Below are 14,398 nucleotides of genomic sequence, written 5' to 3'. Positions count from 1 at the left end.
TGTGCCGAACGGCCGGATGGCCGTTCGGCGCTTGGCGCTTGGCGCTTGGCGCTTGGCGCTTGGCGCTTGGCGCTTGGCGCTTGGCGCTTGGCGAACAGGAAGGATCGTGAGGTCGGCCAGCATTGGCCGATCGCGGCGGGGCGAACCGCCAGCACACGACGACGCGGCGCCGGCCGGTGGCTTCAGTCCGAAATGACTGGCTTGATCAAGGTCGTCGTGATCGGCGCGAAGCCGCACGCACGATACAGCGCGCGGGCTGCCACGTTGTGATTGAACACCGACAGCCCGATCTCGGTGACGCCGTACCGGCGTGCCTCGGCATCGAGCGCCTCGAGCGTACGCGTGGCCCAGCCCTGGCGGCGCCGGGACGGGGCGATGTCGAGGTCGTAGATGAACAGCGTGCGGTTCGGCCCTTCAAGCACGATCGCGTACCAGAGGTCGCCCACCGCGTCGCCGCTGGCGCCGTCGATGAGCACGACGAGGGTCTGGCCGGAGGTACGCAGGCCGTCCGGCAGCAGCGTGTCGAAACAGGCGCGCGCCCGGCTGGCCGCGTCTTCGACCGCATTTTGTCCGGATGAAACGAGATCGCTCGCGTAGCCGTCGATGGCTCGCGTGCGGTACGCGTGGAATTCGCTGGCCGTCATCGGCCGCATTTGCAGCATGGCCCGGTCACCGTGTACGGAATCGGACTTCCAGTGTAGCGGGACGGTCGCGCCGGCGCGCGATGCAGCGGCGGAAAGCGGACAGGCAGGTACGGCAGGCGCCGCGCTGACAGCGAATCAGCGAATCAGCGAATCAGCGAATCAGCGAATCAGCGAATCAGCGAATCAGCGACGGTACAGGACGATCGGCACGAGGTGTGCACGGCGCACACGCTCGGCTTCGGCACGACGTGCAGCGTACGAGTATTCGGCGTCGAGCGGCAGGTGCGGAGACACGAAAAGGTCGTCGATCTTTTGCAGCAGGGCGAGGATGAAGCTCATGTGAGACTCCTGACAGATGTGGCTAGGGTTTTCCCTTAGATGGACTCCATTCTAAGGGTTTTCCCTTAACTCCGCCAGCGCACCGCATCAGTTTGCCGCATGCGCGCGACGGCGGATCGCCGATATATCACGGCGATCCTTGCTCCGTCGGGCTTCCAGGATAGGGTCGAAACAATTAACGCGTGCGGCGAGCGCGCTTCGCGACGGCCGCTTCGCGGTTCGCGTTGCGCTGAAGCCGGTCGACTTGCGACAGAAGCGCTTCGTGATGCTCTTCGAGCGTCATCAGCGTTGCCTGCTGTGTCGACAGATCGGCCGCGAGGCGATCGATCCGCTGCTGCTTCGTGGCGACGTCCTGCTTCAGGTGCGCGATCTGCCGAGTCTGCATCACCAGTGCGACGAGCCCGGCCAGCACGACGACGGCCAACGCCAGCAGCAGGCGGTTGACGCGACGCATCTCGCGATCGGCCGTGCGCGCCAGGCCATCCACATCGGCCTGCAGGACGGCCAGCCGGTCGGTCAGCGGGCGCAGGTGCGTATCCGGATCGAAGGCCGGCGCGGCCGGTTGCGTGCGCTCCGCCGACGGCTTCGTGACAAAGGAGGCAGCGGAAGCCAGCGGCTGCGTAACGGGGGATACGGTGGCGGCGACCCGCGGCGCGGCGTCATGGGCCTTCGCGGCGTTGGCCGTGTTCGCCGTGTTCGCCGTGTTCGCGGCAATCACCGGCTTGGCCGGCTGCGCCGACGTCTGCGGCTCGACCGTCGACACCGCGTCCGGCGCCGCGCTCACCGCGGTCGCTTCCGGCACCGTGCCAACGCTCGTCACGACCGGCGCGGATTGCTCCGTTGTCGCGTCGCTTGCACCGGCAGCCGCCCGGCGTTTGCCGCCCGACGACGCACGGCGTTCCTTCACGGCACCACCGGAGGACCGCCCTTCGCGGGATTTAACGGCGGCAGCAGCAACAACAGCCTTCTCAACTTCACCATCAGCCGCTTGAGACCCGGTCGCCTTCGCCGCAGCACCATCGGTTGCTTGCAACTTGGTCACCACCGTTGCGGCGCCATCGCTCGCAGGCCCATCGGCGGCCTTCGATGCGACGCCATCGGCCAGGGGAATATCGACCGCCTTCATCCCAGCCGCGCCAGAAGCCGGTACGACGTCGACGTTTGCGTCACCACCACCTTCAGGCGACGAAACGCCATGCGCCACCGTCGCGTCTCCAGGCGTCACCGCACCTTCCGCTGCTTCCACATGTCCTGCCGCGGCCACCCCATCCGGCGCACTGAACCCGTCCAGCGCAGCCTGCCGCCCGGACGCCACATCGTCCGCGACATCGACCGCAGCCTCGGCTTGCGCGCCCGCTTCGTCACGCGCCGTAGCCGGCACACGCTCACCCGGCTCGAGCACCGGATCGCCGAACAGGTCGAACGTCCGTTCGTCGCGCGACGCGTCGCCGGCCGGCGCACTGCCGGACCGCACCGTCGCCCTTGCTGACGTACTGCCCGCGGCAGCAGCCGAGCGCGGGCGCGAACGGGCCGACGAACGATTGGAACGGGAACGGGAGCGAGGCGAGGAAACGGATTCGGTCATGGAAATCGGATGGCGGGGCCCGCAAGCGCGGAACCGGATGTCGAACGGAATCGGTGGTCGGCCATTGTCGCATGCCCCATCGCCGATTCCGCCTATTCGTCGCCCGACAACCCATTGCCCTCTTCGAAACGCGTGACGCCCTTCAGCGCGCGCAGCTTGTCGCAGATCGCCTGGTATTCGAGTGCCGACACCCGCGCAAGCGCGATGCGCACCTCGTCATGCTCGCCCGTGTCGTCGGCGCGCTGCACGATGAACTGCTTCACGCGCGCACTGTCCGGGCCAAGCGCCGCGTGCAGCGAATCGAAGTTCAGCGTGCCGCTCACGACCGTCAGCGCGAGCTGGCGCCGCTGGCGCACCGTGAAGTAGCGTCGCTCCAGCGGCTTGATGCCGGCCAGGATGATCAGGATGATGATCGTCGCCGAAATCGACGCGACGTAGAGCCCGCCGCCCACCGCGAGGCCGATCGCGGCGACCGACCACAGGCTCGCGGCCGTCGTCAGCCCGCGCACGATCTCGCCGCGCAGCAGGATCGAGCCCGCGCCCAGGAAGCCGATGCCCGATACGACCTGCGCGGCGATCCGCGACGGGTCGAGCACGATGTGCTCGCTGCTGCCGAGTACGTCGGCGAACCCGAACGCCGACACGATCATGATCAGCGTCGAACCGACACAGACGAGCATGTGCGTACGCAGGCCGGCCGCCCACGACAGACGCTCGCGCTCGAAGCCGATGACGCTGCCCAGCGCCGCCGCGAGGACGAGCCGCATCACGAGTTCCAGGTTGCTCAGCATGCGATTTATCTCCTTTTTTGGTGTCGGCGGTGCGGAATGTTTTATCCTTGGCCCCGGTCGCGCCGATCCTCCGGGCCGCGCCCACACGTTTCGAACCCAGCGCTCAACCCCGTCATGTCCGTTTCCGACTCCGCTTCCGCCCAGGCCGCCCAGCTGCGCCACCATTTCGCGCACGTCGTCTTGCCGATCTGGCGGGGTTCAGGGTTCGACCAGACATTGCAGTTGCCGTTCGAAGCCGTCGATCCGGCCACCCATGCGCCGCTGCCCGTGACACGTTATCGCGCAATGGCCTCCGCCCGGCAACTGTTCGTGTTCGCGCAGGCCGGCGACATCGCGCACGCGGCCACGCTGTTCGACGCGCTGGGCCGCCACTTTCGCGACCCGCGCCACGGCGGCTGGCACTACAGCGTGGACGCGCAGGGCGCCCCGCTCGACACGACCAAGGATCTCTACACGCACGCCTTCATCGTGTTCGCGTGCGCCGCGTGGTATGCGGCGTCGGGCGACGCCGCCGCACGCCAGGCAGCCGAAGAGACCGCCGCGCTGATTCAGGACCGCTTCGCGCCGCACCGCGGCGACGCGCTGCTCGACGCGGCGCGCCACGCCGATTTCTCGTCATCCGGCAGCGGGGCGCTGCAGAATCCGCTGATGCACCTGACCGAAGCGTGGCTCGCGGCGGCGGCCGCATTCGGCGACGCGGCGTTCGACGACGCGCTCGCGCGCACCGCGCAGGCCGTCGAGCGCACGTTCGTCGATGTGGCAACCGGCTGCGTGGCGGAGCTGCCGCTCGGCGCGGCCGACAACCGGTTCGAGCCCGGCCATCAGTTCGAGTGGTTCTATCTGGTCGATGCGGCCGGCGCGCGGCTCGCGCAGACCGGGCTCCCCGGCGCGCTGGCGCGCGCATTCGTGTTCGCGGAGCAATACGGCGTCGATCCGCAGACGGGCGGCGTCTGCGCGGCGCTCGACGCGCAAGGCGCGTGCATCGACGGCACGCAGCGGATCTGGGCGCAGACCGAGTACCTGCGCGCGCTCGCGACGCACGGCGGCACGCCGGCCTCCGCGCCGCTCGCGCGGCAGATCGAACGCTTCGCCGCGCGCTTCCTGCATCCGCGCGGCTGGTTCGAGTGCAAGACGGCGGACGGGCAGGTGGCGCGCGCCGACATGCCGTCGACGACGCCCTACCACCTCGAGACCGCCTACGCGGCGCTGCCGGCCGGCGCGTAACCCGCGTCGTCGAACGACGGCGCCGCGCGCTCGCCGCGTGCGGCGCGGCCGTCGCCCAGTTCGAACACCGACACCGCCTGCATCAGGTGCGCGGTCTGGTCGTTCAGCGACGCGGCCGCCGCTGCGACCTCCTCCACCAGCGCCGCGTTCTGCTGCGTGAGCTGATCCATCTGCGTGACGGCCTGGTTCACCTGCTCGATCCCGACACTCTGCTCGACCGACGCCGCCGTGATCTCGGACATCGTCTGCACGACGCGCGTGATCGACGCCGACACCGTCCGCATCGCATCGCCGGCGCGCTCGACGAGCTCCGCGCCGCCGTTGATCTGCGCGACCGAATCCTCGATCAGCGCCTTGATCTCCTTCGCCGATTGCGCGCTGCGCTGCGCGAGCGAGCGCACCTCACCCGCGACGACCGCGAAGCCGCGCCCCTGTTCGCCTGCACGGGCGGCTTCCACGGCCGCGTTCAGCGCAAGGATGTTGGTCTGGAACGCGATGCCGTCGATCACGGAGATGATCTCCGCGATCCGCCCCGAGCTCTGCGCGATGCCGCGCATCCGGTCGATCACGCTGTCGACCACGCCGCCGCCGTGGCTCGTCGCCTCGAGCGCCGCGTCGGCCAGCGCGCTCGCCGCACGCGCGCTGTCGGTGTTCTGCCGGACGGTCGCCGTCAGCTCCTCCATGCTCGCGGCCGTTTCCTCGAGCGACGCGGCCTGCGTGCCGGTGCGCGCCGACAGGTCGGCGTTGCCGCCCGCGATCTCGCCCGCGCCGAGGTGGATCGCGTCGGACGCCTGGCGCACCGTTCGCACGGTGCCCGCGATGCTCGTCTGCATCGTGGCGAGGCCGCGCAGCATCCGGTCGATCTCGAACACGCCCCCTGCCCGCACGACCTCATCGAGCCGGCCCTGCGCGATCCGCTCGAAATGGCGGCCGGCTTCTTCCAGCGGCGCGACGACCGCGCGCCGCGCGGCCGCGTAGATCGCCGCGCTCGCCACGAGCATCGCCACCAGCAGCACGATGCCGACCGACTTGAACCAGAGCATGCCGCCGTCGATGGTGTCGAGCGCCGTGCGGCTCGATGCGCCGCCGTAGTCGGTGAAGCGGCGCAACTCGGCGATATAGGCGTCCTGGATGCTCTGCGTCGGCTGGTCGAGGAAAGCCTGGATGTTGTCGGCGTCGAGGAACTGCACGAGTTCGCCGAGCGCGCCGCGCAGCGCGCGATAGCGCTCGGTAAGCGCCGCGACGCGCGCGCGGTTGGCATCGTCGACCGGCTGCGCGGCCGTCAGCGCGGCGAACGCCTTGTCCGCTTCCGCGAGCGACGCGCCGGCATGGCGGATGATGTCTTCCGGCTTCGGGCCGCCGCGCACCATCCGCGTGCCGGCGCGTGACAGGTTGATGCGCGCGTCGAGCAGCTGCTGGGTCGCCTGGCTGGCCGCCTCGACCTGCGTGATCGCGACGTTCGACAGATCGTCTACGCCGCTGCGCGTCGACTTGAGCGCCCAGAAGCCGAGCGCCTCGATCGCGAACAGGAAGACGCAAAACACGGTCAACACGCCGAGCAGACCCGACGCGAGCTTGATTTTTCCGAACATGGGGGAGATTCCTGGAAAGCGGACGATGAGGCAATGCCCCGGCATTAGCGGCATTTCTTCGTCGGACTTTAGGTGCGGACGGCAACGAAATTCACGTTGTCCGCGCATTCCAGCGGAATCCCCCGCAAACAGGGAAATCTACGGCATTCGACGCAATAATCGCGTCGCATCACGCTGGAAATTGCGCGAAATGTGGACGAATTTCCTTGCTTATCGGCATCCCCCTTCCTAGAGTTCAGCGCAAGCGGGCACTCATTTCGAGGAAAGTCGATGACCGACATCACGGACCACGCGCGCGGCGCATTGCGCGCGCAACCGTTCAGCATGCTGCTGGGCACGGAGCTGATGCATATCGGCGACAACGAAGTGTCGCTGTGCCTGCCCGTGCGTGAGGAACTGCGGCAGCAGCACGGTTTCGTGCACGGCGGCGTCATCAGCTACCTCGCGGACAACGCGCTGACGTTCGCCGGCGCGCTCGTGCTCGGCCCGCGCGTGATCACCGCCGAATACAAGATCAATTACCTGCGGCCGGCCGTGAACGGCACGCTCGTCGCCCGCGCGAAGCTCGTCTACGCGGGGCGGCACCAGGCGACCTGCCAGTGTCATGTGTTCGTCATCGACGGCGACCACGAGCGGCTCGTCGCGATCGCGCAGGGCACGATCAACCGCGTCGGCGACGGCAAGATGCCGGATGCGCCGGAGGAAACGGCGTGAGCGGCCGGCAGCCGGTTTCGCGCTAACCCGCCCCGTCCCCCGTCAGCGGCAAAAACCGCGGCGCCACGCGCACCCGCACGTTGCCGTTCTCATCCGTCCGATAGATCCCGCGCGCCGCGTTGTGCGGATGCACGGCCGCATCGGCCACGCTCAGCACCGGCGCGAAACACGCGTCGGTGCCTTCGAGCAGCGCGCGCCAGTGCGCGGACGACTGCTGCGCAAATATCTCTGCGAAACGCGCCTTCAGCGCGGGCCAGCGCGTACGGTCGTACTGCGACGCCGGATCGACGTCGGTCAGCCCGAGCCGTTCGACCAGCAGCGCATAGAACGGCGGCTCGAGCGCACCGATCGTCACGCATTCGCCATCCGCGCAGCGATACACGTCGTAGAACGGCGCATCGTGAAAGAGGCTCGGCTGCGCGCCGTCGAGTTGCCCGTTCGCGCGCGCCCACAGCGCCAGCGAACCGAGCATCGACACGATGTCGACGATCGCGCCGTCGACCACGCGCCCCGGGCCGCCGCCGCGCACGTCGAACAGCGCGCAGACGATCCCGAACGCGAGCCCAAGCGCGCCGCCCGCATCGCCGACGACGGTCGGCGGCAACCCCGGCCGCCCGTCGCGCGGCGCGGACAACGACAGCAGCCCCGTCAGCGCGACGTAGTTCAGGTCGTGTCCGGCCGCCGCCGCGAGCGGGCCGTGCTGGCCCCAGCCGGTCATCCGCCCGTACACGAGCGTCGGCTTGCGGCGTGCGCAATCGTCGGGCCCGAGGCCGAGCCGCTCCATCACGCCGGGCCGCAGCCCCTCGATCAGCGCATCGGCCTGCGCGATCAGGTCGAGCGCGGCGTCGCGGCCGGCCGGCGACTTCAGGTCGAGTTCGACGATCGTCTTGCCTTCGCGCAGCAGGTCGCCGTCGCGGGCCTGCAACGCGTCCGGCGCGCTCGTGCGGCCGGACGGGCGCGCGATCAGCGTGATCCGCGCGCCCATCCCGGCGAGCATCCAGCCCGCGAGCGGGCCGGGGCCGAGACCTTCGAATTCGACGATATGGATGCCGGAAAGCGGCGCATCGAGCGGCATACGATTCTCCTGTCTGTGTCGCGTATCGCGACGGTCTCCGATGCCATACGCCTCGCATCGGATCGCGCCCGTCACGCGGGCGTCAACGCGTCAAATGAAAAATCCCTGCGTCGCGGGGGCCGCTTCGCAGGGATCGGGGTGAGCCGCGCGCATTCCGGCTGCCTTGCCGGAACCGGCCACGCTCAGAACGCGTCGCCCGGCACCCTCACCCAGCCTTCCATCAGCACGCGCGCACTGCGGCTCATGATCGCCTTGGTGACGGTCCACTCGCCGTTCTCGAGCTGCGCTTCCGCGCCGACGCGCAGCGTGCCCGACGGATGCCCGAAGCGCACCGCGTTGCGTTCGCCGCCGCCCGCCGCCAGGTTGACGAGCGTGCCGGGGATCGCCGCGGCCGTGCCGATCGCGACCGCCGCCGTGCCCATCATCGCGTGGTGCAGCTTGCCCATCGACATCGCGCGCACCAGCAGGTCGACGTCACCCGCGTTCACGCGCTTGCCGCTCGATGCGACGTAGTCGGCCGGCTTCGCGACGAACGCGATCTTCGGCGTGTGCTGACGCGTCGCGATTTCATCGAGCGTGTCGATCAGGCCCATGCGCAGCGCGCCGTGCGCGCGAATCGTCTCGAACTTCTCGAGCGCCTTCGCATCGCCGTTGATCGCGTCCTGCAGCTCGGTGCCCGTATAGCCGATCGCTTCCGCCTCGACGAAGATCGTCGGAATGCCCGCGTTGATCATCGTCGCCTTCAGCGTGCCGACGCCCGGCACCGCGAGATCGTCGATCAGGTTGCCGGTCGGGAACATCGACCCGCCCGCCCCTTCTTCCTCGGCGGCCGGGTCCATGAACTCGAGCTGCACTTCGGCCGCCGGGAACGTGACGCCGTCCAGCTCGAAATCGCCCGTCTCCTGCACCGCGCCATTCGTCACCGGCACATGCGCGACGATCGTCTTGCCGATGTTCGCCTGCCAGATCCGCACGGTCGCGACGCCGTCGCGCGGCACGCGCGAAGGATCGACGAGCCCGCCGCCGATCGCGAACGGGCCGACCGCCGCCGACAGGTTGCCGCAGTTGCCGGTCCAGTCGACGAACGCCTTGTCGATCGACACCTGACCGAACAGGTAGTCAACGTCGTGGCCGGGCCGCGCGCTCTTCGACACGATCACCGTCTTGCTGGTGGACGACGTCGCGCCGCCCATCCCGTCGATCTGCTTGCCGTACGGATCGGGGCTGCCGATCACGCGCAGCAGCAGCGCGTCGCGCGCGGCGCCCGGCGCCTGCGCGGCGTCCGGCAGGTCCTGCAGCCGGAAGAACACGCCCTTGCTGGTGCCGCCGCGCATGTAGGTCGCGGGAATCCTGATTTGAGGAGTGTGAGCCATGTGTGCGTTATCCCTGTGTGACGCGATCAAGCCGCCTGCGACGATTCGAGGAAGTCCTGCGCGAAGCGCTGCAGCACGCCGCCCGCCTCGTAGATCGACACTTCCTCGGCCGTATCGAGCCGGCACGTCATCGGCACCTCGACGCGCTCGCCGTTCTTGCGATGAATCACGAGCGTCAGGTCGGCGCGCGGCGTGCGCTCGCCGATCACGTCGAAGGTCTCGGTGCCGTCGATGCCGAGCGTCGTCCGGTTCGTGCCCGGCTTGAACTCGAGCGGAAGCACGCCCATCCCGATCAGGTTCGTGCGGTGGATCCGCTCGAAGCCTTCGGCGGCGATCGCCTCGACGCCCGCGAGCCGTACGCCCTTCGCCGCCCAGTCGCGCGACGAGCCCTGGCCGTAGTCGGCGCCGGCGATCACGATCAGCGGCTGCTTGCGATTCATGTACGTCTCGATCGCCTCCCACATCCGCATGACCTTGCCGTCCGGCTCGACGCGCGCGAGCGAGCCCTTCTTCACCGCGCCGTCGACGATCGCCATCTCGTTGATCAGCGTCGGGTTCGCGAAGGTCGCGCGCTGCGCGGTCAGGTGATCGCCCCGGTGCGTCGCGTACGAGTTGAAGTCCTCTTCCGGCAGGCCCATCTTCGCGAGGTATTCGCCGGCCGCGCTGTCCAGCAGGATCGCGTTCGACGGCGACAGGTGATCGGTCGTGATGTTGTCGCCGAGCACCGCGAGCGGGCGCATCCCCCGCAGCGTGCGCTCGCCGGCCAGTGCGCCTTCCCAGTACGGCGGACGGCGGATGTACGTGCTCTGTGCGCGCCATTCATACAACGGTGCCGCGCGCTCGCCCGCATCGGCGCTGCGCGCGAACATCGGTTCGTAGACCTTGCGGAACTGCTCGGGCTTCACGCTCGACGCGACGATCGCATCGATCTCCTCGTCGGTCGGCCAGATGTCCTTCAGCATGACGGGCTGGCCGTCCTGGTCGTGGCCGAGCACGTCCTTCTCGATGTCGAAGCGGATCGTGCCGGCGATCGCATACGCGACCACCAGCGGCGGCGATGCGAGGAACGCCTGCTTCGCATACGGGTGGATACGGCCGTCGAAGTTGCGGTTGCCGGACAGCACGGCCGTCGCGTACAGGTCGCGATCGACGATCTCCTGCTGGATCTTCGGGTCGAGCGCGCCCGACATCCCGTTGCAGGTCGTGCATGCGAACGCGACGATGCCGAAGCCGAGTTTCTCGAGTTCGGGCAGCAGGTTCGCTTCTTCCAGGTACAGCTCGACCGCCTTCGAGCCGGGCGCGAGCGAGCTCTTCACCCACGGCTTGCGCGTGAGGCCGCGCGCATTCGCGTTGCGGGCGAGCAAGGCCGCCGCGATCACGTTGCGCGGGTTGCTGGTGTTCGTGCAGCTCGTGATCGCGGCGATGATCACCGCGCCGTCGGGCATCTCGCCCGCCTTCTCTTCCCACTGGCCGGCGATCCCGCGCGCGGCGAGATCGGACGTCGGCAGCCGCTTGTGCGGGTTCGACGGGCCGGCCATGTTGCGCACGACGCTCGACAGGTCGAACGTCAGCGTGCGCTCGTATTGCGCGTTGGCGAGCGTATCGGCCCACAGGCCGGCCGCCTTCGCGTAGGTCTCGACGAGCTTCACCTGCTCGTCGCTGCGGCCGGTGAGGCGCAGGTAGTCGGTCGTCTGGCCGTCGATGAAGAACATCGCGGCCGTTGCGCCATATTCTGGCGCCATGTTCGAGATCGTTGCGCGATCGCCGAGCGTGAGGCTCGCCGCGCCTTCACCGCGGAATTCCAGGTACGCGCCGACCACCTTTTCCTTGCGCAGGAATTCGGTCAGCGCGAGCACGACGTCGGTCGCGGTGATGCCGGGCTGGCGCTTGCCGGTCAGCTCGACGCCGACGATGTCGGGCAGGCGCATCCACGAAGCGCGGCCGAGCATCACGTTCTCGGCTTCGAGGCCGCCGACGCCGATCGCGATCACGCCGAGCGCGTCGACGTGCGGCGTGTGGCTGTCGGTGCCGACGCAGGTGTCCGGATACGCGACGCCGTCTTGCGCCTGGATCACCGGCGACATCTTCTCGAGGTTGATCTGGTGCATGATGCCGTTGCCCGGCGGGATCACGTCGACGTTCTCGAACGCCTTCTTGGTCCACTCGATGAAGTGGAAGCGATCCTCGTTGCGGCGATCCTCGATCGCGCGGTTCTTCGCGAACGCGTCCGGATCGAAGCCGCCGCATTCGACCGCGAGCGAGTGGTCGACGATCAGCTGCACGGGCACGACCGGGTTCACCTTGGCCGGGTCGCCACCGCCGTCGGCGATCGCGTCGCGCAGGCCGGCGAGATCGACGAGCGCCGTCTGCCCGAGGATGTCGTGGCACACGACGCGCGCCGGGAACCACGGGAAATCACGTTCGCGCTTGCGCTCGATGATCTGCTTCAGCGAATCGGCAAGGATCGCCGGATCGCAGCGGCGCACGAGGTTTTCGGCGAGCACGCGCGACGTGTACGGCAGCGTGTCGTAGGCGCCGGGCGCGATCGCTTCGACCGCGGCACGCGCGTCGAAATAGTCCAGCGACGTGCCGGGCAGGGGTTTGCGGTTGGCGGTATTCATGGTGTGGGGAACTCGGGTATGGCGTCCGGCGCACGCCGGCCCCCGTCACGCGGGAGGCCGGTGTGCGCGGTGGGCATGTCAGCGCTTTTCGATCGGCACGAACTGCAGGTCTTCCGGACCGGTGTAGTTCGCGCTCGGGCGGATGATCTTGTTGTCGATGCGCTGCTCGATGATGTGCGCGCTCCAGCCGGACGTGCGCGAGATCACGAACAGCGGCGTGAACATCGCGGTCGGCACGCCCATCATGTGATACGACACCGCGCTGAACCAGTCGAGGTTCGGGAACATCTTCTTCGCTTCCCACATCACCGATTCGAGGCGCTCGGCGATGTTGTACAGCTTCAGGTCGCCCGCTTCCTTCGACAGCTTGTGCGCGACGCCCTTGATCACCTTGTTGCGCGGATCGGAGATCGTGTAGACCGGGTGGCCGAAACCGATCACGACTTCCTTGTTCTCGACGCGGCGGCGGATGTCGGCTTCGGCATCGTCCGGCGAGCTGTAGCGGCTCTGGATCTCGTACGCGACTTCGTTCGCGCCGCCATGCTTCGGGCCACGCAGCGCGCCGATCGCGCCGGTGATCGCCGAGTAGATGTCCGAGCCCGTGCCCGCGATCACGCGGCCGGTGAACGTCGACGCGTTGAATTCGTGCTCCGCGTACAGGATCAGCGACGTGTGCATCGCCTCGACCCACGACTTCGACGGCGTCTTGCCGTGCAGCAGGTGCAGGAAGTGGCCGCCGATCGAATCGTCGTCGGTTTCCGTCTCGATGCGCTTGCCATTGTGCGAGAAGTGATACCAGTACAGCAGCATCGAGCCGAGCGATGCCATCAGGCGGTCGGCGATGTCGCGCGCGCCCGGCAGGTTGTGGTCGTCCTTCTCCGGCAGCACGGTGCCGAGCACCGACACGCCCGTGCGCATCACGTCCATCGGGTGCGCGGACGCCGGGATCTGCTCGAGCGCCGCCTTCAGCGCGTTCGGCAGGCCGCGCAGCGCGCGCAGCTTCGTCTTGTACGCGGCCAGTTCGGTCAGGTTCGGCAGCGTGCCGTGCACGAGCAGGTGGGCGATTTCCTCGAATTCGCACGATTCGGCGACGTCGAGAATGTCGTAGCCGCGATAGTGCAGGTCGTTGCCGGTCTTGCCGACCGTGCACAGCGCCGTGTTGCCGGCCGTCACGCCAGACAGCGCCACCGACTTCTTCGGCTTGAATGCGCCTGCGGCGGCCGGTGCTGCTGCGTCTTTCGTCTCGCTCATGTTTCTGCTCTCCAATGTGTATCTGGGGTATGGGCTGTCGGCCGGACTTGGCGCTTTAGCGCCTAGTCCGGCCCCATGCTTCGCGGTCGGCCGGACTTGGCGCTTCAGCGCCTAGTGCGGCCCCATGCTTCGCGGTCGGCCGGACTCGGCGCTTCAGTGCCTGGTCCGGCCCCATGCTTCGCGGTCCGGAATCGTGTCCCGGCGCGCGGGCGCGTTACTTCTTGCCCTGCGCGAACAGCTCGTCGAGCTTGCGCTCGTATTCGTGATAACCGAGGAAGTCGTACAGCTCGGCACGCGTCTGCATCGTCTGCACGGCTTCCTTCTGCGTACCGTCGCGGCGCACCGTCTCGTAGAAGTTCAGCGCGGCCTTGTTCATCGCGCGATACGCGCCGCAGCAGTACAGCGCGATATCGACGTTCGCCTCGCGCAGCTCGTCGACCGTGAACAGCGGCGTCGAGCCGAATTCGGTCAGGTTCGCGAGGATCGGCACCTTCACGGCGGCCTTGAAGCGGCGGTAGTCGTCGAGCGTCTTCATCGCTTCCGGGAAAATCATGTCCGCGCCGGCTTCGACGTAGGCCACCGCGCGCTCGATCGCCGAGTCGATCCCTTCGGCGGCGGCGGCGTCGGTGCGTGCCATGATCACGAACTGGTCGTCGGTGCGCGCATCGACCGCTGCCTTGACGCGATCGACCATTTCCTCGATCGGCACGACTTCCTTGCCCGGACGGTGGCCGCAACGCTTCTGGCCGACCTGGTCTTCCAGGTGCACGGCCGCGACGCCGGCCTTGATGAACGAGCGCACGGTGCGCCCGATGTTGAACGCACCGCCCCAGCCGGTATCGATGTCGACCAGCAGCGGCAGGTCGGTCGCGTTGGTGATCCGGTTCGCGTCGATCAGCACGTCTTCCATCGTGCTGATGCCGAGGTCGGGGATCCCGAGCGAGTTCGCGGCGACGCCGCCACCCGACAGGTACACGGCCTTGAAGCCGACGGCCTGCGCCATCTTGGCTGCGTAGGCGGTGATCGCGCCGACCACCTGCAGCGGCTGCTCCGCCGCGACTGCCGCGCGGAATTTCGCGCCGGCGCTCTGAAGATGCGTATTGCTCATGAACGGCCTCCTGAAGGAACGACCATTAACAGCAAGGACCGGGCCAGCTCGCGCCACGTCGCTAACCCACTGATTCTTAAG

General features: G+C 68.3%; 12 protein-coding genes. 2 read left to right on the top strand and 10 right to left on the bottom strand.

What is annotated here, in order from left to right; genetic code table 11:
• Nucleotides 1-182: 182 nt before the first annotated feature.
• The 4 genes from LGM56_RS27605 to LGM56_RS27590 all read right to left on the bottom strand — a co-directional run bounded on the left by LGM56_RS27605 (nt 183) and on the right by LGM56_RS27590 (nt 3,359).
• Nucleotides 183-662, bottom strand: a complete 480-nt coding sequence (locus LGM56_RS27605) for a GNAT family N-acetyltransferase (RefSeq protein ID WP_226207266.1) — start codon at nt 660-662, stop codon at nt 183-185.
• A 165-nt stretch (nt 663-827) separates the two neighbouring features.
• Nucleotides 828-983 (bottom strand): hypothetical protein, encoded by a 156-nt coding sequence (locus LGM56_RS27600; protein ID WP_006481665.1) that lies wholly within the window; start codon nt 981-983, stop codon nt 828-830.
• Nucleotides 984-1,158: 175 nt separating this feature from the next.
• Nucleotides 1,159-2,568 (bottom strand): flagellar hook-length control protein FliK, encoded by a 1,410-nt coding sequence (locus tag LGM56_RS27595; RefSeq protein ID WP_226207265.1) that lies wholly within the window; start codon nt 2,566-2,568, stop codon nt 1,159-1,161.
• A gap of 92 nt (nt 2,569-2,660) precedes the next feature.
• The gene (locus tag LGM56_RS27590; RefSeq protein WP_089496033.1) at nt 2,661-3,359 is read right to left on the bottom strand and encodes an MgtC/SapB family protein; all 699 of its coding nucleotides are present in this window, start codon (nt 3,357-3,359) and stop codon (nt 2,661-2,663) included.
• Between the two features lie 114 nt (nt 3,360-3,473).
• Here LGM56_RS27590 and LGM56_RS27585 point away from each other — a divergent pair, with 114 nt between their 5' ends.
• Nucleotides 3,474-4,583, top strand: a complete 1,110-nt coding sequence (locus LGM56_RS27585; protein WP_226207264.1) for an AGE family epimerase/isomerase — start codon at nt 3,474-3,476, stop codon at nt 4,581-4,583.
• Here LGM56_RS27585 and LGM56_RS27580 read toward each other — a convergent pair.
• Nucleotides 4,556-6,175, bottom strand: coding sequence for a methyl-accepting chemotaxis protein (locus LGM56_RS27580; RefSeq protein ID WP_089433469.1), 1,620 nt, complete (start codon nt 6,173-6,175; stop codon nt 4,556-4,558). The genes LGM56_RS27585 and LGM56_RS27580 overlap by 28 nt on opposite strands.
• Before the next feature lie 270 nt (nt 6,176-6,445).
• Here LGM56_RS27580 and LGM56_RS27575 point away from each other — a divergent pair, with 270 nt between their 5' ends.
• Nucleotides 6,446-6,889 carry a PaaI family thioesterase gene (locus tag LGM56_RS27575; RefSeq protein ID WP_011353771.1) on the top strand — a complete coding sequence of 148 codons (444 nt, stop codon included), beginning with the start codon at nt 6,446-6,448 and terminating at the stop codon, nt 6,887-6,889.
• 22 nt (nt 6,890-6,911) lie between these two features.
• On the opposite strand, the gene LGM56_RS27570 is transcribed toward LGM56_RS27575, so the two are convergent.
• From LGM56_RS27570 to prpB, 5 genes are all read right to left on the bottom strand, one after another.
• Nucleotides 6,912-7,964 (bottom strand): CaiB/BaiF CoA transferase family protein, encoded by a 1,053-nt coding sequence (locus LGM56_RS27570; RefSeq protein ID WP_226207263.1) that lies wholly within the window; start codon nt 7,962-7,964, stop codon nt 6,912-6,914.
• Between the two features lie 182 nt (nt 7,965-8,146).
• The gene (prpF, locus tag LGM56_RS27565) at nt 8,147-9,337 is read right to left on the bottom strand and encodes a 2-methylaconitate cis-trans isomerase PrpF (protein WP_089496028.1); all 1,191 of its coding nucleotides are present in this window, start codon (nt 9,335-9,337) and stop codon (nt 8,147-8,149) included.
• A gap of 26 nt (nt 9,338-9,363) precedes the next feature.
• A complete protein-coding gene (acnD, locus tag LGM56_RS27560; RefSeq protein WP_226207262.1) occupies nt 9,364-11,958 on the bottom strand; it encodes a Fe/S-dependent 2-methylisocitrate dehydratase AcnD in 2,595 nt (864 codons plus the stop codon).
• Nucleotides 11,959-12,036: 78 nt separating this feature from the next.
• Nucleotides 12,037-13,209, bottom strand: coding sequence for a 2-methylcitrate synthase (gene prpC, locus LGM56_RS27555; RefSeq protein ID WP_031400290.1), 1,173 nt, complete (start codon nt 13,207-13,209; stop codon nt 12,037-12,039).
• A 214-nt stretch (nt 13,210-13,423) separates the two neighbouring features.
• Nucleotides 13,424-14,317 (bottom strand): methylisocitrate lyase, encoded by an 894-nt coding sequence (gene prpB, locus LGM56_RS27550; protein ID WP_226207261.1) that lies wholly within the window; start codon nt 14,315-14,317, stop codon nt 13,424-13,426.
• Between the last annotated feature and the right edge of the window lie 81 nt (nt 14,318-14,398).

The sequence above is a fragment of the Burkholderia sp. AU38729 genome (genome assembly GCF_020419725.1).
In the GTDB taxonomy this organism is placed as follows: domain Bacteria; phylum Pseudomonadota; class Gammaproteobacteria; order Burkholderiales; family Burkholderiaceae; genus Burkholderia.
This window is presented reverse-complemented; position numbering and strand designations above follow the sequence as displayed.